The organism is Burkholderia sp. PAMC 28687, assembly GCF_001577465.1.
GTDB lineage: Bacteria > Pseudomonadota > Gammaproteobacteria > Burkholderiales > Burkholderiaceae > Caballeronia.
Genome location: NZ_CP014508.1, coordinates 154,046 through 172,385 on the forward strand (window position 1 = coordinate 154,046; position 18,340 = coordinate 172,385).

General features: G+C 56.8%; 13 protein-coding genes and 1 pseudogene. 10 read left to right on the top strand and 4 right to left on the bottom strand.

The window, feature by feature from the left end; genetic code table 11:
• Positions 1–268: 268 nt before the first annotated feature.
• From acnA (AX768_RS30425) to prpF, 3 genes are read left to right on the top strand one after another with little or no spacing between them, the layout of a single operon-like run.
• The gene (acnA, locus tag AX768_RS30425) at positions 269–2,872 is read left to right on the top strand and encodes an aconitate hydratase AcnA (RefSeq protein ID WP_062003881.1); all 2,604 of its coding nucleotides are present in this window, start codon (positions 269–271) and stop codon (positions 2,870–2,872) included.
• Between the two features lie 2 nt (positions 2,873–2,874).
• Entirely contained in the window at positions 2,875–3,948 is a 1,074-nt protein-coding gene (locus AX768_RS30430) for a lactonase family protein (protein ID WP_062003882.1), read from the top strand.
• 9 nt (positions 3,949–3,957) lie between these two features.
• A complete protein-coding gene (gene prpF / locus AX768_RS30435) occupies positions 3,958–5,139 on the top strand; it encodes a 2-methylaconitate cis-trans isomerase PrpF (RefSeq protein WP_062003883.1) in 1,182 nt (393 codons plus the stop codon).
• A gap of 470 nt (positions 5,140–5,609) precedes the next feature.
• Here prpF and AX768_RS30440 read toward each other — a convergent pair whose 3' ends face one another.
• From AX768_RS30440 to acnA (AX768_RS30450), 3 genes are read right to left on the bottom strand one after another with little or no spacing between them, the layout of a single operon-like run.
• Positions 5,610–6,347 carry an ABC transporter substrate-binding protein gene (locus tag AX768_RS30440; protein ID WP_062003884.1) on the bottom strand — a complete coding sequence of 246 codons (738 nt, stop codon included), beginning with the start codon at positions 6,345–6,347 and terminating at the stop codon, positions 5,610–5,612.
• Between the two features lie 34 nt (positions 6,348–6,381).
• Positions 6,382–7,275 carry a GntR family transcriptional regulator gene (locus AX768_RS30445; protein ID WP_062003885.1) on the bottom strand — a complete coding sequence of 298 codons (894 nt, stop codon included), beginning with the start codon at positions 7,273–7,275 and terminating at the stop codon, positions 6,382–6,384.
• A gap of 50 nt (positions 7,276–7,325) precedes the next feature.
• Positions 7,326–9,956, bottom strand: a complete 2,631-nt coding sequence (gene acnA, locus AX768_RS30450; RefSeq protein ID WP_062003886.1) for an aconitate hydratase AcnA — start codon at positions 9,954–9,956, stop codon at positions 7,326–7,328.
• 254 nt (positions 9,957–10,210) lie between these two features.
• Here acnA (AX768_RS30450) and AX768_RS30455 point away from each other — a divergent pair, with 254 nt between their 5' ends.
• The 3 genes from AX768_RS30455 (at position 10,211) to AX768_RS30465 (ending at position 13,973) form a co-directional block, all read left to right on the top strand.
• Positions 10,211–11,272, top strand: a complete 1,062-nt coding sequence (locus tag AX768_RS30455) for a lactonase family protein (RefSeq protein ID WP_062003887.1) — start codon at positions 10,211–10,213, stop codon at positions 11,270–11,272.
• 52 nt (positions 11,273–11,324) lie between these two features.
• Positions 11,325–12,656: an MFS transporter gene (locus AX768_RS30460; RefSeq protein WP_062004093.1), complete on the top strand. Its 1,332-nt coding sequence runs from the start codon at positions 11,325–11,327 to the stop codon at positions 12,654–12,656.
• A gap of 90 nt (positions 12,657–12,746) precedes the next feature.
• Complete coding sequence (locus AX768_RS30465) at positions 12,747–13,973, top strand: porin (protein WP_062003888.1); 1,227 nt, start codon at positions 12,747–12,749, stop codon at positions 13,971–13,973.
• A gap of 548 nt (positions 13,974–14,521) precedes the next feature.
• Here AX768_RS30465 and AX768_RS34010 read toward each other — a convergent pair.
• Positions 14,522–14,800 carry a hypothetical protein gene (locus tag AX768_RS34010; protein WP_155524387.1) on the bottom strand — a complete coding sequence of 93 codons (279 nt, stop codon included), beginning with the start codon at positions 14,798–14,800 and terminating at the stop codon, positions 14,522–14,524.
• Positions 14,801–15,046: 246 nt separating this feature from the next.
• Here AX768_RS34010 and AX768_RS30475 point away from each other — a divergent pair, with 246 nt between their 5' ends.
• The 4 genes and pseudogenes from AX768_RS30475 to AX768_RS30495 all read left to right on the top strand — a co-directional run bounded on the left by AX768_RS30475 (position 15,047) and on the right by AX768_RS30495 (position 18,153).
• Positions 15,047–15,253, top strand: a complete 207-nt coding sequence (locus AX768_RS30475) for a type II toxin-antitoxin system HigB family toxin (protein ID WP_335340494.1) — start codon at positions 15,047–15,049, stop codon at positions 15,251–15,253.
• A 127-nt stretch (positions 15,254–15,380) separates the two neighbouring features.
• A complete protein-coding gene (locus AX768_RS30480) occupies positions 15,381–16,730 on the top strand; it encodes an IS4 family transposase (RefSeq protein ID WP_062003890.1) in 1,350 nt (449 codons plus the stop codon).
• Entirely contained in the window at positions 16,730–17,119 is a 390-nt protein-coding gene (locus tag AX768_RS30485; protein WP_062003891.1) for a helix-turn-helix domain-containing protein, read from the top strand. Before AX768_RS30480 ends, AX768_RS30485 begins: the two co-directional genes overlap by 1 nt.
• Positions 17,120–17,448: 329 nt before the next feature.
• A pseudogene (locus AX768_RS30495) lies at positions 17,449–18,153 on the top strand (IS6 family transposase).
• Positions 18,154–18,340 lie beyond the last annotated feature (187 nt).

The following is an 18,340-nucleotide window of genomic DNA, read 5'->3' on the forward strand; positions in this document are numbered from 1 at the left end:
CCTATCTGTTACGTCTTGGTCCGGCACAACATCTACTTTTGGACGGTTTTTTATTGCGTTTAGTGATCATATAACGCACTTAAGCCTTAAGCAACAAAGTGTTGAAAAGAGCGGTGTAAACCTCTATTTTAGCGCTTACCGGTGCGCGAACTAGCTGAATATTACGGGTAAGCACCGACAGCGTATGTGTTTGCACATTGCGTTTTATGGTCATAGAATGCATTACATCAAAACGCAAGCCACACTGCACCTCCCGGAGAACACCTAAATGTCCAGCAATCGTCTTCCCAGCCAGACCGTAGATTTCGTCAGAGTCGTTGATGCGACGCAGTTGCTCGATGCAGCTCAATTCGCCCGCCTTCCGTATTGCGTTCGTGTGTTCGCCGAAAACATCGTGCGCAGGCAGCCCGCTTTTGAAGTGGAGACGTATCTCTCGGCGCTGACCGCGCGCCGTCACGACGTGGACTTTCCCTACTACCCGGCGCGCGTGGTCCTGCAGGATCTGCTCGGCACCCCGGCGCTTGTCGATCTGGCGGGGATGCGCGATGCGGTGGCCGAGGCCGGCGGCGATCCAACCACGATCAACCCGGTGGTGCCCACGCATCTGGTGGTCGACCACTCCCTCAACGTCGAGGTGGCCGGGACGGACCCGGAGGCGATGGCCAAGAATATGGCAATTGAGAGAAGCAAAAACGCCGAACGTTTCGAATTCCTCGCATGGTGCAAGCAGGCTTTCTCAAATCTCGACGTCCTGATGCCAGGCAACGGGATCGTGCACCAGGTCAATATCGAACATCTGTCGCCGGTCATTCAGGTAAAAGACGGCGTTGCCTTTCCCGATACGCTGGTGGGAACCGATAGCCACACCACGATGATCAACGCGCTGGGAGTACTAGGCTGGGGCGTTGGCGGTATCGAAGCTGAATCGGTGATGCTCGGTCGTGCCGTATGGTTGCGCCTGCCGACCATCGTCGGTGTAGAACTCAAGGGTTTCCGGCAACCTGGCATTACGGCGACCGATCTGGTCCTCGCAATCACGGAGTTTCTGCGCAAGCAAAAAGTGGTTGGCACGATCATCGAGTTCTACGGCGACGGCGCTCGCGCTATGACGTTGAGTGACCGGGCGACCATCTCGAACATGGCTCCGGAGTTCGGCGCGACTGCCGCGCTATTCGCGATCGACGAAAAAACGCTCGATTTCCTGCGCCTGACTGGGCGGACCGAAGCGCAAATCTCCTTGACCGAAGCCTATGCGAAAGCACAGGGGCTTTGGGCCGATGCATTCGCCCATGCCGAATATGACCGGGTCCTGTCATTCGACCTGTCAACCGTCGGCCGCGCACTGGCGGGGCCAGCCAATCCGCACGACCGCGTGCCGCTCTCCAGTCTCATCTCGAAGGGTATCGCGCGTCCGGCCGAAGCTGTAGCCGAGCAGCCGGATCCGGCGAGCCCGGTCAAACTCGATGACGGGGCCGTCGTCATTGCGGCGATCACGAGTTGCACGAACACCTCCAACCCGCGCAACATGATTGCCGCCGGACTGGTCGCCCGCCGGGCTGTGGAGCTCGGCCTCGAGCGCAAACCGTGGGTTAAGACCTCTCTCGCACCCGGATCGAAGCCGGTCGAAAGCTACCTGCGTGAAGCGAGACTGATGGAGCCGCTTGAAGCACTCGGCTTTGGAATCATCGGCTTCGGCTGCACTTCCTGCAACGGCATGTCTGGTCCGCTTTCGAAAGAAATTGAAGCGGACATTGTGAGCCGTGATGTGCATGCAGTGGCTGTCCTCTCGGGCAATCGCAATTTCAATGGACGTATTCATCCGCGCGTGAAGGAAGCTTTTCTTGCCTCTCCGCCGCTGGTCGTGGCGTATGCGATCGCCGGGACCATTCACGTGGACATCGAGAACGGTGTGCTCGGAACAGACAAGACCGGCGCGCCGGTCTATCTGAAGGATCTGTGGCCGGCTGACGAGGAGATCGACACGCTGCTCAAGGCAAGTGTGCACGGCGAGCAGTATCTCAAGATCTATACGGAGATGTTCCGCAAGAGCGAGCGTGTGCATGGCCAAGCCGCGGTGCCGGCACGCTTTCCGTGGCGCGAGGACAGCAACTACATCTGCCGGCCGCCTTACTGGCAACCCGATCTCATCAGCGCGGCCAGATTTGCGGACATGCGGGCCATCGGTGTGTTTGGCGACAACGTTACGACCGACGACCTTTCACCGTCAGGTGCGATCCTTCCGGAAAGCGCAGCGGGCGAATACCTGATCGAGCACGGCGTTGAGCCGGCGGAATTCAACTCGTACGGCACGCGGCGCGGCGATCATCGGGTGGCGATCCGGGCGACCTTCGCGAACAACCGTCTTCATAACGAGATGGCTAATGGTCAGGAAGGTTCGCTCACGCGGCTTGAGCCGGAGGGCAGGATCATGCGTTTGTTCGATGCGGCTGAGCTGTACCTGTCTCGCGCACAGGAGTTAATCGTGATCGCAGGGAAAAACTATGGTTCTGGCTCGTCGCGCGATTGGGCAGCCAAGGGCGTGCGACTCATCGGCGTGCGCGCGGTTGTCTGCGAAAACTTCGAACGCATTCATCGCTCGAATCTCGTTGGCATGGGTGTGTTGCCGCTGGAGTTCGCGGAAGGCACCGACCGTGTGACACTCCAGCTCGATGGATCGGAAATTTACTCGGTTGAGGGCTTGGAGGGAGACGTGTCTCCCGGCGTGACGCTCGGCCTGAAAATCAGGCGCAAAAACGGCGACCTGGTCACTGTGCCGGTCAAATGCCGCATCGACACCGAAGAAGAAGCGGAAATCTTCAATGCCGGTGGACTGCTGCCGCGCATCTCAGACGAAATGTTAGAGGCGGCTTAAAAATGGCACCCGTCTTCGCCTACGTCGGATGCCGAACGACACGCGAGAGAAACGCACGCGGCAAGGGTATCGGAGTCTACGCGGTGGATCCTTCGTCTGGATCCTGGGAACACGTCGAATCGTTCGAGCCACTGGAAAACCCGAGTTTCCTGACTTTGAACGAGGCCCAGAACATTCTCTATGCCGTGCACGGCGACGGCACCGAAGTAAGCAGCTACGCGGTCAACGCAACAACTGGAAAACTAACCGCTCTGAATCGTCAACCGTGCGGGGGGCGCAATCCGGTACACCTCGCCTTGTCGCAGAACGGAGAGTCGCTGGTCGTCGCCAACTATGCAACTGGAAATGCGGCGCAGCTTCCGATCGATCCCGACGGATCGCTGGGCAGTGTTGCTTCGTCGGTCCACTTTCCTGGTGCCGCCGGTCCACATCGAATCGAACAGGTTTCGTCGCATCCGCATTACATCTCACGATTCGTAACGCGACGTTACAACACTGACTGGCACATCGTGCCCGACAAGGGACTGGATACAGTTTTTGCCGTCAGGTGGGACGGTGTAGGTAGCATGCCAATTCTGACATCCGGCCGGGCGCGGGAAGGCGCGGGGCCGCGCCATGCGGTCTTCCATCCGACCCTTGCGATGATTTACGTTGCAAATGAACTTGATTCAACGCTCACGGCATGGTCCTTTGACCTACTATCCGGCGCGCTCGAACCGTTACACACGATGTCTGTTGTGCGCTGTGACAGCCACAAGTTGTCACGGGCCGCTGGCATCGCGATACGGCACGACGCAACCGCCCTCTACATATCGAATCGCGGCCACGACAGCATCGCGACGGTCGCGCTTGACGGAGCAACTGGCATCCCGTCAAAGGCACGCTGGACTGACGCGCAGGGGCAGTGCCCCAGATTCATCTGTCTCAGTCACGACGGTCGAATGCTCTATGTTGCCAACGAACAGTCCGATTCAATCGTCCAGTACCTCCTTGACGCAAAAACTGGCGCCCCGACGCCAACCGGTCACATCGTTTCCGCAGGTAGCCCTGTGTGCATCACCTTCAAAACCCAATAGGAGCAGAGCTTGACTCAATATAGGATTCCCGCTGTGTACATGCGCGGCGGCACGAGCAAGGGTGTCTTTTTTCGCGCCGAGAGTCTACCCGCCGATCCCGTTCTTCGCGACAAGATTTTGCTACGCGTGATCGGTAGCCCGGACCCGTACGAAAAGCAGACCGACGGGATGGGCGGCGCCACCTCCAGCACGAGCAAGTTGGTGCTCGTTGGGCCGTCGTCACGGCCAGACTGCGACGTCGACTACCTCTTTGGCGCGGCTTCCATCGACAAGCCGGTCATCGACTGGTCTGGCAATTGCGGCAATCTCACCTCTGCAGTCGGCCCGTTTGCGATCGAGCAAGGGTTTGTTAAGCCACCTCAGGACGGCGTGGCTATTGTCCGCATCTGGCAGGCGAACATCAATGCGAAGATCATTGCGCATGTTCCAGTGAGAAATGGGGAGGTTGTCGAGGAAGGTGACTTCGAGCTCGACGGTGTGACCTTTCCGGCAGCCGAAATCAAGATCGAATTTCTCAACCCCGGCGGCTCTGAGGATTGTGAAGAGACAACGGGAGGAATGTTTCCAACCGGAAATCCCATAGATTCGCTCGACGTCCCGGGATACGGCACATTCCAGGTCACGATGATCAATGCGGGTAATCCTGCAATCTTCATAACGGCGGAAGATCTGGGTCTGCGTGGCAATGAAATGCAGGCGGACGTGAACGATAACGTCCAGTTGCTGAACAAGTGCGAAGCGATTCGCGCGCACGCGGCGGTTCGGATGGGTCTGGCGGCGACGCCCGAAGAAGTGACGGCACTTCGTCCTCACACGCCGAAGCTGGCGTTTGTCTCTCTACCTACAGAATACGTGGCGTCGAGCGGAAAGCGAGTCGACTTGTCAAGCATCGACATCAACGCGCGAATTTTGTCGATGGGCAAACTTCACCACGCGATGACTGGAACCGGTGCCGTTGCCGTCGCCGTCGCCGGAGCCATACCCGGTACCGTGGTCAACCAGCTTGTCGTAGGGAAAGCGACGAATGAAATCCGTTTCGGACATCCTTCCGGCGCGATGACAGTGGGCGCCGAAGCCGAACAGAAGGATGGTACGTGGATGGTCACGAAGGCAATTATGAGTCGAAGCGCCCGTCGCCTTATGGCGGGTGATGTTTTCGTTCCCTCGTCTCTAGACCCCGAACTTCACTAGCCGCTTTGGCTTTCGTGAGGTGTCGCCTTGGCCACGAGGTCGTTGGCATAGGGGCCAACAGCGACGCGACAACCGGCCAGCCTTCTGACGTTTCAATCGTCCTTGCCCGGGAGTTTGCGAAGTGTTTGGCGGTCGACATCGAGAGTGTCATCTTCGACGCTGGAGAATAGTCTGTCGAGGCAGTCGGGGACAATCGTGCGGGTATTGGTTTCTTTGCCATATACCCGCTGCGAGCCGCGAGCATTGCGTTCACTACGACGTATGTATTGGTTTGTGGGCTTCTACGTAGCGCGAAACGGGTCCGCGATCCAAACGAACACCGACATTAATTCAGAGTTCTTGCGTCGCGGTTGGCAAGGGGAGGGCCTACGATCTTCTCCTTCCGCGCAAGCTCAAGCGCGTGTACAGCGACGTTGCGACATGCGTTATCAACAAGTGGCAGCGCCGATGAAACGGCTATCACCTTTTAATCAATCACGAGGCGGGGCAAGTGATGCACCAGCGATGCGATGCATTTCAAGTGCGTTTTGAACGAATCCCGAAGCCTTTATTTCTTCCACAAAATCGGCCAAATACGCTGCCGCGGCCGCTCCCCGGCTCTTCGGTGTTCCCATCGCCTGCTGTATGACCATAAAGCGTTCGTTGAGCAAGCGTAGGCCAGGTGTTTTGGCGGCATCGGCTTCGAGTTGCTGCTTTACGCCTGCGGCCACTTCGAGGTTCTGTTCAACGAAGGTTTGCACGACGGTAGGGGACGTTGGCGCCCGAACGATTTCTGCTTGCTTCAACTCGCGCGTCAGATACAGGTCGTATGCGCTTCCTATGCCAACAGCCACACGATTTTCAGCACGATCAACGTCGGCATTCTCGCGGATTACTGACTTGTCGCGCACAAGATAAAAGCCTTCAATCAGCACATAGGGTGCGGTGAAGGCGATGCTTGCGCCTCGGACTGGATCGATCGCAAAGAAGCCAAAGTCGGCGTGTTCATTGGTTACCGCTTCAACGGATTTCCCCGCTGCATCGAATACAACTAGCTCGACAGGAACGCCAAGTCGTTTCCCAAATTCCAACGCAATATCCACCGACACGCCAAACGGCTGTCCCGTTGCGGAATCCTCGTTGGCTAGTATCGGATTCCCCAGATTGATTGAAGCACGAAGTCGCCCGGTCGGCGTGAAGGAGGAAAGAATCGAAGCGTTGACTGTCATGAGCGATGTGGAAGAGATCAGGTAAGGATCCGATCTAGGGTTTGAGAATGTTGCTGATGTTGGATAGCGCGTCGAGCGTGTGGCGAAGATGAGCGCGAAGCTCCTCGGACGCTTCTTCGTTGCGTTCTTTCTCCAGCAGATCAAGAACGTTCAGGTGCTGCTTGCAATGCTCGGTATAGCGCTGTCTGTCCTGCATCGAGCGATAGGAGAGTAAGCGTCTGACGCGATTTACGCGCTTGATGGTGTCAATAAAAAATGAGTTGCCCGACGCTTCCACCAACGATTCGTGAAAACGTACCCCTCGGTCGTGAAGCTGGTCAGCGGTATCCGTTTCGATTCCTCCCTGCAGCAAATGTACCTCGGCCGCTCGGCACCGTATGAGTACCTTTGGATCAAGCCGATATCCGGGTTCTAGCAACGCAGCGGGCTCAAGCGCCAACCGCAGTCGATACGATTTCAAGAGGCTATCCGGGGTGGTCAGCATCGAAGAGAACTGCCAGCCGTAGCCCGGTTTGCGCTCGGCCCAGCCTTCTTGCGAGATGCGCCCAAGCACGGAGTTGAGCTGGGTATTCGTTAATCCGTAGCGCGTTTTGAGCGCCTGCTCTGAGACTTCCTCTGGCAGTAACCCCTTCAGCCTGTCGTCGGCGATTCGAAAATAAACGCTCGTGACGACATCCGCTTCGCCCAAACCAAGCTGGTCGACGACCTGGTCGAGCGGCTGCTCCACTGGCTTTGCCAAGAAAAATCCGCGATTCCGCTCGCGAATTAACACGCCCTTTTCATGCAAGAAGGCGAGAGCATCGTTGACCGGGGAGCGCGACACACGAAGGCGATCCGCGATTAGTTGTGCCGGCAAGTGACTGCCGACAGCCATTCCTTCTGCGTGAATAAACGCGACGATTTGCGAGGCGATCGATTTGTCGTTCATGACGATTCTAGCCTGTTCCTTCATTCGGCTCGCACGCTCCGCCTAGGTCGTCAGGTCGGGAGCGATTGCGCTGCCAGTGTTTTTTGCAGGATCAATGGGATTACGCCTCCGGCGCGCAGCAGTGCCGTTTCAAGTTGCGTTTCTACGGCTGCCGTTGCTTCAAATTGGTCGATTTTCCCATCCACACGAACGATTTTGACACCGATTAGGCAACGAGGTGCCAACGTCTCGGCTGATGCGCTGATTTCGAGCTTGTCGCCGGGGCGAACGTTCAACGAAACGGGCGTGATGCCTTCAGGCAGGCGCAGAGGCAGGATGCCCATCCCGATCAGATTCGACCGGTGAATACGCTCGAAGCTGACAGCCAGGACCGCGCGAATGCCGAGCAGTCGCTGGCCTTTCGCGGCCCAGTCGCGCGAGGATCCCGTCCCATATCGCTCGCCGGCGATGAGAACGACCGAGTCTCCATCGGCGCGGTATCGATTGGCAGCTTCGAAGATCGGCAGCACTTCACCAGTCGGGACGTGCAACGTGTTTGCCGTCGGGGCGTCAGCCTTCAATAGATTGACAAGCGTCTTGTTGTAAAAGGCGGCACGCACCATGACTTCCCAGTTCCCGCGGCGAGACGCAAAAACATTGAGGTCGTTACGATCGTCTCCGCGCTCCACCAGGAAGTCAGCGACGTAGCTATCTTTCGGAATCGCACTTGCAGGGGAAATGTGATCGGTTGTTACATCGTCGCCCAGCACGAGCAACGGGTAGGCGATGTAGTTGCCAAGCTGGGAGCCTTCCGAGAGGGAAGCAAAGGGCGGCCGACGCAACGCAGTCGACGCGTGATCCCACGGAAATTGAGCACTTTCCGGGGTTTTCATTTCGTGCCAAAGCGGGTTCTGACTGGCGATAGCGAACGCGCGGGGGTAATCACTCGGCTCCGCAGCCTGCTTCACCAACGCTGCAACCTCCTCGCGGCTTGGCCATAAATCATTCAAGAAAACGGGCTTACCATCTGCGGTGATTTGCACCGGGTCCTGGCTTAAATCGACTTCCGCGTCACCAGCTAGTGCAAAAGCGATGACCAGGGGCGGTGACATGATGAAGCCCAGATCCAGATCCGGATGAATCCGGCCCGGAAAATTTCGGTTGCCCGACAACATGGCGACGGGATAGACGGACTTGCTTGCGAGCGCATCCTTGATCGGCTGGGTGAGCTGACCGGAATTTCCAATGCAGGTCGTGCATCCGTATCCAACGATGTCGAACCCTACCGACGACAGGTCATCAATCAAACCAGCACGCTCGAGATACGCCGCGGCAGCGGGCGAACCGGGTCCGAGTGAGGTCTTGATCCATGGCGAGACCTTTAGCCCTCGTTCTCGCGCCTTGCGGGCGACTAGACCCGCCGCGATGAGCAAGGCCGGGTCAGACGTATTGGTGCAACTGGTGATGGCAGCAATCGCCACCGGGTGCTTGGGCATCGACGTCGCGGCGGTGCTTGGTTTAAAAGCAAAAGTCGCAAGCGCCGCCGAGGTTTCTGAATAGTCCAGCAAATCCTGCGGACGGCGTGGGCCGGCGATATGCATGCCGATCTCGCTCAGATCGATGTTGATCCTTCGCGTGTAGGTTGGCTCCGCGGACGGGTCAAACCACACACCCAGTCGCTTCGAAAATTCTCCGACCAGTGCGATCGCGCTCGAAGTTCGATTAGTTGTTCGAAGGTACTCGAGCGTGGATTCATCAACCGGAAAAAAGCCCGTGGACGCACCATATTCCGGGGCCATATTCGCGACAACAGACCGATCGCCAGCAGTCAACGTCGCAACGCCAGGACCAAAGAACTCCACGAACTCGCCAGATACACCGATTTGGCGAAGGCGCTGCGTCACCGTCAACGCCAGGTCGGTTGCGAGCGTCCCGGGTCGGAAAGCGCCCGTCAAGCGAACGCCAATGACATCAGGAATTCGCTGCATCACGGGCATGCCAAACATCACCGTCTGCGCTTCCAGACCTCCAACGCCCCATCCAAGTACGCCGATGCCGTTGATCATTGGCGTGTGGCTGTCGGTGCCGATCAAGGTGTCTGGTACCGCCCAGCGCTCATTGTCACGTTCTACGACCGAGACAACCGTTGCCAGCTGCTCAAGATTGATGGTGTGCATGATCCCCGTTCCCGGCGGATGAATCCGCACTCCGGTCAACGCTTTCGATGCCCAGCAAAGAAATCGATACCGCTCGTTATTACGCCGAAGCTCGAGTGACAGGTTCATCGGCGCAGCATCGGGTCGGGCGAAATATTCAACCGCCAATGAGTGATCAACCGACGAATCCACGGGTAGTACCGGATTGAGGGCGTTCGGATCAGCACCCGCTTCGGCGAGCGCGTCGCGCATGGCCGCGACATCGACCAGCGCAGGCGTGCTCGTCGTGTCGTGCATCAACACGCGATTGGGCTGGAATGCGATTTCGACCTCGCTCGTGCCGCGCTCGAGCCAACCGAAGATCCCGTCGACCGCGAGCCGGCGCTCTTCGCCGTCCGTATTGCGGATCGCGTTTTCCAGCAACAGGCGCAATACAACCGGCAACCGCGTGAACTTAGTGCCGAACATTCCCGGAAGATCGATGAACCGAAAAGCTTCATCGCCGGACCGCAGGCTCGCTTGTGGGGGGGAGTAAGTGTTTTCCATAACTGTATTTTTGCACTTTCGCGAGTAAAAATGCAATCTAGTGAAAACCCCAGAAGAAAAATTATGGAGACGAGACCGTGGATCTAAAAGATCAATTGATTGCTGTTGAATCGATCGTAGCGAACATGAGACGCCGTCGTCTTCTTCAGAGCGCCGCGTCGATAAGTGCCCTGGCGACAATTTGGTCTACGTTTCCCACGGCCTTTGCAGCATCTAACCGGGCAAACCGCCCCTCGAATTCGAAAGGAAATCGTATGTTTGCTTATGTTGGCTGCCGTACCACTCGCGAACGCAATGCCCGAGGTGACGGTATCAGCGTCTACTCAGTCGATGAGGAGTCAGGGAAGCTTGAACGGGTTCAACTTCTAAAGGACCAAGTCAATCCGTCGTTTCTGGCACTGAGCGCCAACGGCGAGCGCCTCTACACTGTCCACGGCGATCTCAGCGACATCAGTTCTTACGCGGTAGACAAAGCGACCGGGAAAATTTCGTTCATCAACAAGCAAAGCACGCAAGGCCAGAATCCGGTTCATCTGGCGCTCGATCCGACGGGTCGTTATGTGGTCGTGTCGAATCATATTGGATCAAGCCTCGCTGTGTTGCCTATTGCTGACGATGGCTCGCTTAAGGAGCTGACGCAACTCGTGAAGCTCGAAGGTCCGCTCGGTCCGCACCGGGTCGAGCAAAAGGTGCCGAAGCCCCATTTCAACCCGTTCGACCCGTCAGGCGAATTTGTCATCGTGCCGGCCAAGGGGCTGGATCAGATCCTGACTTACCGATTCAAGGACGGACAACTCACGCCAGGCACGCCAGCGTTCGTTTCAACACGAGAGACGTCAGGGCCTCGTCATATTGCGTTCCACTCGAAATCGGGCTTCGCATACTGCGTCAATGAACTTGACTCCACGGTCACTACCTACCGGTACTCGCCCAGCAACGGTTCTCTGCAGCCTTTGCAAACGGTTTCGACGCTGCCAGACACCTTCACGGGCAATAGCCGCGCGTCGGAGATCGAAGTCGATAGCACGGGCCGATACGTGTATGCGTCCAATCGGGGATATGACAGCGTCGCCGTGTTCAAGGTCGATCAGGACACCGGTTTCTTGAGTCTTGTTGAAGTCGAACAAAGCCGAGGTCGTACGCCTAGGTTCATGACATCGACGCCAAACGGCCGGTTCATGTTCGTCTTGAATGAAGAAAGCGACAACATCGTCGCGTTTGCTGTGGACCACACGTCCGGACGGATCAAGCCAACAGGATTCTCCGTTCAAACCGGCAGCCCCGTTTGCATGATCTTCTCGCAACATCAAGCGTAAGCACCTCTGAACCTTTATGGGCATCGAGCGGCTTGACGCCGATGAGACTGATATGCAAGCACCATCAGCAATAAACGAAACAGCGCTCGTCAGGAAAATTTCATGGCGCATCATTCCGTTCGTGTTCATCCTTTACATCGTCTCGTATCTGGATCGGGCGAACATTGGGTATGCGGCGCTTCAGATGAACAAGGAACTCGCCCTTAGCAGTGAAGCGTTTGGCTTCGTCTCGGGCATCTTCTTCATCGGATATTTCCTGTTTGAAGTGCCCAGCAATGTGATGCTTAACAAGTATGGTGCGCGCGTATGGATTGCACGTATTTTGCTGACATGGGGAGCGGTCGCCATTGTGTCTGCTTTCGTCCAAAACGCGACTCAGCTTTATATCTTACGGTTCTCGCTCGGGGTATCCGAAGCGGGCTTTTTCCCAGGCATCATCGTCTACCTGACGTACTGGTTTCGTGCCAAAGAATTAGCGACGACCGTTGCCCTGTTCACCGCGGCCATCCCGGTTTCGTACATCATTGGTGCGCCGCTTAGCACGTGGATTATGGATAACGTTCATTGGCTGCAGTGGAGTGGATGGCGATGGATGCTGGTCCTCGAAGGTGCGCCTGCGCTGCTTGGCGGCGTCATGTGCTTCCTGTACTTGGCCGATCGCCCGAAGGATGCCAAGTGGTTGAAGCCTGAGGAGCGTGACTGGTTGCTGGCCGAGCTTGAGAAGGACAAAAAAGCACGCCCCAGCGTGAAACACATCGGGACGTTCAAAGTGCTCGCTAGTCCGAAAGTCCTTTACCTATCCTTCATTTACTTTGTCTACCAGTGCGGAAGCTTAGGTGTCGGCTACTGGATGCCGCAAATCATTAAGGGGTTTTCAACAAATATCAGCCATACCGAAATCGGACTGATCGCGATGATCCCGTATATATTTGCCACAGTTGTCATGGTGTTGTGGTCGCGTAGCTCCGACCGTCGCAGCGAGCGCCGGCTGCATTCGGCGATTCCCTTGGCCGTCGCAGCAGCAGCCTTGTTCGGGGCCGGAATGACGACAAACCCGTATGTTTCCATCTCGATGATCAGTTTGAGCCTCGCGGGCTTGTACGCGTTTAAATCCCCGTTCTGGGCTTTGCCTACGCTGTTTCTCTCACGCTCAAGCGCCGCGGTTTCCATTGCCGTTATCAACTCAATCGGCAATTTGGGCGGGTTCGTCGGCCCCTTTGCCATTGGCTACATCAAGGAGCAGGGCGGAAGCTCGACTACCGGCCTGCTGTTTCTTTCCGGGCTTCTGTTCGTGTCTTTCCTTATGACCATCCTCATTCGGATTAAGGAACATGTGTCGGAGGTTTCCGAGGTAGAGGCTGTCCCATCAAGCAAGAATGCTTGAACCCTGAAACCATTGACAGTCATGCGTTAAAACGCATTCCAAAGATCAACAAACACTTTATAACATCTCAGTCTGGATGGAGATCCATCAATGAAAAAAACCTTTATTTCATCAGTAGTACTTATATCTACTGCAAACTGCGCCTCAGCGCAAAACAACGTGACGCTTTATGGGGTCATCGATAGCGGAGTCAACTATACGAACAATGTGCAAACATCGAGAACCGCATCAGGGCTGAAAGGATCCAAGCAATTTGCAATGATTGAAGGCGGCTCAGCAGGATTGCAGGGTAGCCGATGGGGTTTGAAAGGCGTCGAGGATTTGGGCGGAGGTATGAAGGCGATATTTCTGCTCGAGAATGGGTTTTACAGCAACAACGGAACGTTGAACCAAGGGGGAGCGGAGTTCGGCCGTCAGGCATTTGTCGGTTTATCGACTCCCTATGGCACCGTCACCCTCGGTCGGCAGTACGATCCTGTGGTCGATTTCTTTGGGCCGTATCTTGCCGCGCCACAGTGGGGCGGCTACATGGCGTCGCACCCGAGCGATATTGATAACGGCCTGAATAGCCGCCGAATCAACAACGCAATCAAATACAAGAGCGCTACGTATAGCGGGCTAACGTTCGAGGCGATGATGAATCTTGGCGGAACGGCCGGGTCGTTCTCGAATAACTGGATTTGGGGCGGAGGCGCTGGCTACGTCAACGGTCCATTCTCGGTTGGTGCGGGGTACCTCAATATACGTAACCCGAACACCTCGTTCTTCGGTGCGAATCCGAATGCCGGCCCCGCTACGACCAACAATCTTGGAAGCTTCGGATCGGTAACGGGCCCTGAAAGCAATCCCGTTTTTGCAGGCTACGCATCGGCCAACCACCTCGAGATCGTAGGTGCCGCCACCGGAGTTACGCTCGGAGACCTGAACGTCAATCTTGCATATTCCAATACCCGCTTCGAGAATCTTGGTTCGCCGTCGGGTCCGAACACGCTCCGCTATAAAGGCACCGCTAGCTTTAACAACGCCGAGATTAACGCCAAGTATCAGTTTACGCCTGCGCTCGTCGTTGGGACCGCCTACGACTACACCCGTGGAGGCGGAGCCGGAGGCCGGGACAGTTCGACGTATCAATTGTTCAGTGCCGGCGTCGATTATTTCCTTTCCAAGCGAACCGACCTTTACACCGTAGCGGTGTTCGAGAAAGCGACCGGTACCGATTCACTTGGGCAGCCTGCAGTCGCACAGATCACCGGGCTTACTCCCTCAGCCACTGACAAGCAAGTATCGCTTCGTATTGGCATCCGTCATAAATTCTGATGCGGGTCGTTGCTCCTCGACGTTTTCGTCGCTCGCGCGGAAAAAACGTAAGAATTTCACAGCGCTGTGACGGCTTTGGGCGAACATGGAGCTTGCCGTCGCCGTTCTGCAAGCGAACAATCGAAGCTTCAGGGTAAACTTTTCAGAACATTGAGACCGCAGCGCCGCGGTTATCGTTAGGATGCCGAAGTTATAATTTTATTTACGTAAGCTGAGTAACCCGTTCCTCTCCTCGTTCACGTGGATTCGCCAGCCCGCAGCGATGCGAGCCCAAGTAACGGCGTTCGAATCGAGAGACGTGGGTAGGCAATTTGACCGGGGAAAATGTGCCAATCACGTTCTTTCAGATCCCCACGCCCAATGTTATCGAGTCGGCACAGCCTGGCGTCGATCTTGTCGGTCGCGTTCCGCTTACTGTCGGTGGCCGCTTTGGTCACTATGGTTTGAAGTGTGCGCTCCACGCCACGCCAGCCGTGCGCGCTGTTCGAACACTTCCTGTTCGAGCTTCGTCACATGGGCGGCGTTGTAATGGTCGATCAACGCCTTTATCAGCCTTCCTCGGTATTCGGATTGGTAAAGGCTGCGTCCATGCCCTTGGGAATCTTGGCGCCGCTGCCTTCGACGCGCTCCGCGCGGAGTTGCGCGAGATCCCGGATGCTCATGTCAGCACCGAAGATCCTGACGTATTTGCGGTAGTCTCGATGATTGGATCCGCATAGCACATTTGGCGGTTTTCCCGACGAAGGCATCGAAAAACCATGATAAAGCGCGCGGCAGCACAGTCGCCCGACGCGAAACCACCTAAGCGCCGCCGTCCAGATGACCATAGGCGGCCCCTCCAGGGGTCGCCCAGTCCCGCCACAGCCCTGATCTAGCGCCACGTCAGATTTTCAGCGGGCGGGAGGGATGCCACGAGCGACGGTCTCATGCTGGAAGAAGTGCTTCAATCTGCTTGAAGACATCCCAAATTGGGATATAGTATTGTCATGCACATAATTTCCAAACCACCACTCATAGCGTTCTGGACGAAGCACCCGGACGCTGAGCCGCCGCTACGGGCTTGGCTCAGGGTCATGCAGGACAGGAATTTTAAGGATCTCAACGACCTGAAGGCGACCTTCGGCGCGGCGGACTACGTGAAGCCGCATACGGTCTTCGACATCGGCGGGAACAAGTATCGACTGATCGCCGCGATTCACTACAACATGCACAAGGTATTTGTTCGAAACGTCTTGACGCATGCCGAATACGACACAGACAAATGGAAGGAGAAAAAGTAATGAACGCCATTGCAGAGCCAAGCGCCATCCTGAAGGCATGGCTCATTCCATTACACACAAGTCGACATGAGCGGCTTGTAAACTTTCGCGGCTTGCCGTTTACTCTTGCTTTTTGCGCGGCATGCGAATGGCACGAACAACGGAGAGCTGGGCGGCAATGGAATTCAAGGGTATCGATCTGGGCGACGAGCGCCTGAACCGGCGGGCGATCCTGCTGGCCGAACAACTGTCGGGTAGTCCGACGGCGAGCATTCCTCAGGCGTGCGGCGGCTGGGCCGAGACGGCAGCGGCTTATCGGTTCTTCGCGCAGGACAAGTTGGAATGGACCGACGTCATGGAGCCACACTGGCAGAGCTCGACCGAGCGGATGCGGGCATGCGAGGTGGTGCTGTGCCTGGATGACACGACCGAGTTGAACTTCAACGGTCAGGACATCACGGGGCTGGGGCCGTTGTCGTATGAAGCGCAGCGCGGCATGTACGTTCACGCGACCTATGCGGTCACGCCGCAGCGTGAACCGTTGGGCGTGCTCAATGCCTGGATGTGGGCGCGTGAGCGCAAGGGCACCGATGGTGTGCGTGGCGGCGAGAAGGAAAGCACGCGCTGGATTGAAGGATACGAACGAGTGGCCGAGCAAGCGGCGGATCTGCCGGGAACGCGGTTGGTGTACGTCGCGGACCGGGAGTCGGACATTCTTGCGCTGATGCGTCGGGCGCGCGATCTCGGCTGCCCAGCGGACTGGCTGATTCGCGCCCAGCACAATCGCGTGTTGCCCGAGGGTCAAAGGCTCTGGGATCACGCCACGCAAGCTGAGCCGGTGGGTGAAATCCGCTTCATGTTGCATAGTCGCCAGCGACAGAAAGCGCGGCAGGTTCATCAGCAAATCTGGAGTCGGCGGATCGATCTGCCCGATGCCGAGGCAGGCGTCGTGTCGATCAGTTGCCTTGTCGCGCGCGAGATAAACGCGCCCGCCGGCGTGACGCCGATTGAATGGCGATTGTTGACCAATCGCGACGTGCCGGATCTGGCCGAGGCCGCGCAGTTGATCGATTGGTATCGCGCCCGCTGGGAGGTGGAAACCTTCTTTCATGTGCTGAAGAACGGTTGCCGAGTCGAGGCGCTACAGCTGAGCACGATCGAGCGCATCGAGCGGGCGCTGGCGGTGTTCATGGTGGTGGCGTGGCGCATCGCTCGTCTCATGCGGTTAGGCCGAACCTGCCCGGACCTCGATGCCGGACTGCTGTTCGAGCCCGATGAATGGAAGGCCGCCTTCATCCTCAACAAGAAGACCCCGCCCGACAAACCGCCGCGGCTGAACGAAGTAGTACGGCTCGTCGCCATGCTCGGCGGCTTCCTCGCGCGCAAAGGCGACGGCGAGCCTGGCGTCAAAACCATCTGGCAAGGCATGCAGCGAGTCGTCGATTTCGCTGCTGGCATCAGATACGTACGCGAGCTTGAGCATCAGACTTGTGTGTAATGGAATGGGCATGGCTGCCGTTCAAGGAACTGATCGGCAGCGCCACGGCCGTGCGCACTGAGGCCGATTACGACAAGGCCATCGCGTACATCGACGAGCTGCTTAACGAAGTCGGCGACGACGAAGCGCATCCGCTCGCCGAAGTACTCGACCTGATCGCCACTCAGGTGAAAGCGTATGAAGACGAACACGTTGAGATTCCCGACGCGGAGCCGCCCGAAGTGCTGCGATTCCTCATGGAACAGCAGAACCTGACGCAAGCCGACCTCGACGACTGCGCACCGCAAAACCGTATCTCGGAGATCCTGAACGGCAAGCGCGTAATCAGTAAGGACGTAGCCAAGCGACTCGCGAAGCGCTTCCATGTCCACGCAGACATTTTCCTGTGATCTGCCGTCTACAGGAGTCCACGCTTGGCATCCCGTACGAGCCTGGCACCGCGCAGGCCGATGCGTATTTCACCGAACAGGACGAAGGAGAATTGATCTGGCGCGCGCTGCGGGAGACGGATGCGCAATTCGGCAATTCTCGAGTTGACCACGACGCCAGAGCTGCAAAGAAAAACACCCTGTTTTCCCAGAGATACGCTATTTTTTTGTAAGGGCTATCGAAACTAAAAGGGTAATCGTCCAGGCGTTTGATTCGACTTATTCGTAGGGCTCTGTCGCATTAAGCCGATCTGCTATGGTGGTCGGCCCCGAGACAAACGATGTAACGAATGATTAAGACCCCGAATACCGCCGTGAGCAAGGCGCTCAAACGGCTGCACTATCCGCTGGACATAATGTTGACTTGCGTGCGTTGGTACGTCGCCTACCCGTTGAGTCTGCGTCATCTGGAAGAAATGATGTCCGAGCGGGCAGTATCGGTCGACCATTCGACGGTGCACCGGTGGGCTATCAAGCTGCTGCCTGCACTCGGGAAAGCGTTCGGGCCGCGCAAGCAAAAGGTTGGCAGGAGTTGGCGAATGGACGAGACCTACATCAAGGTCAAGGGCGAATAGAAGTACTTGTACCGGGCCGTCGACAAAGCCGGCGACACAGTTGACCTCCTGTTCCGCGCCAAGCGGGACAAGGCTGCCGCTCGGCGCTATTTTGAAAAGGCGATCGCTGGAAACGGCGTACCGGAAACGGTGACGATCGACAAGAGCGGGGCGAATCTTGCAGGGCTAAATGCGATCAATGCTGGTCGCGATATACCGATCAAAATTCGACATTCGAAGTATTTGAACAACGTGGTGGAGCAGGACCATCGAGCGATTAAACGCATCGTACGACCGATGCTGGGATTCAAGAGTTTTCGTTGCGCCCGCGTCATTTTAGGCGGTATCGAACTCATGCACATGATAGCGAAAGGACAGGTGAAGAGTGACGGTGGACGCCATCGTTCAGTCGCCGAGCAGTTCTATGATCTTGCGAAATAAGCAATCCTCTCCGTTCCGTCCTGATTCTTCCGAATTTCCTTACTGCGACAGAACCTATCGAAGAACATGGACGAAACGACTGGCTGGAGAGATTGCAGCAAGAGTTAAAGGCCAAGACTTATCGGCCTCAGCCCTTGCTGCGCGTATGGATCCCTAAAGCTAGTCCACTGCGTCGTTGAGTTGGCAC

Bases quoted from the DNA above. Each gene is read 5' to 3' on its own strand.
- AX768_RS30440 (WP_062003884.1), bottom strand. From the start codon at position 6,347: ATGACAGTCAACGCTTCGATTCTTTCCTCCTTCACGCCGACCGGGCGA.
- AX768_RS30430 (WP_062003882.1), top strand. From the start codon at position 2,875: ATGGCACCCGTCTTCGCCTACGTCGGATGCCGAACGACACGCGAGAGA.
- AX768_RS30445 (WP_062003885.1), bottom strand. From the start codon at position 7,275: ATGAACGACAAATCGATCGCCTCGCAAATCGTCGCGTTTATTCACGCA.
- acnA (WP_062003881.1), top strand. From the start codon at position 269: ATGTCCAGCAATCGTCTTCCCAGCCAGACCGTAGATTTCGTCAGAGTC.
- AX768_RS30465 (WP_062003888.1), top strand. From the start codon at position 12,747: ATGAAAAAAACCTTTATTTCATCAGTAGTACTTATATCTACTGCAAAC.
- AX768_RS30455 (WP_062003887.1), top strand. From the start codon at position 10,211: ATGTTTGCTTATGTTGGCTGCCGTACCACTCGCGAACGCAATGCCCGA.
- AX768_RS30460 (WP_062004093.1), top strand. From the start codon at position 11,325: ATGCAAGCACCATCAGCAATAAACGAAACAGCGCTCGTCAGGAAAATT.
- acnA (WP_062003886.1), bottom strand. From the start codon at position 9,956: ATGGAAAACACTTACTCCCCCCCACAAGCGAGCCTGCGGTCCGGCGAT.
- AX768_RS30475 (WP_335340494.1), top strand. From the start codon at position 15,047: ATGCAGGACAGGAATTTTAAGGATCTCAACGACCTGAAGGCGACCTTC.
- AX768_RS34010 (WP_155524387.1), bottom strand. From the start codon at position 14,800: ATGGTCATCTGGACGGCGGCGCTTAGGTGGTTTCGCGTCGGGCGACTG.
- AX768_RS30480 (WP_062003890.1), top strand. From the start codon at position 15,381: ATGGCACGAACAACGGAGAGCTGGGCGGCAATGGAATTCAAGGGTATC.
- AX768_RS30485 (WP_062003891.1), top strand. From the start codon at position 16,730: ATGGAATGGGCATGGCTGCCGTTCAAGGAACTGATCGGCAGCGCCACG.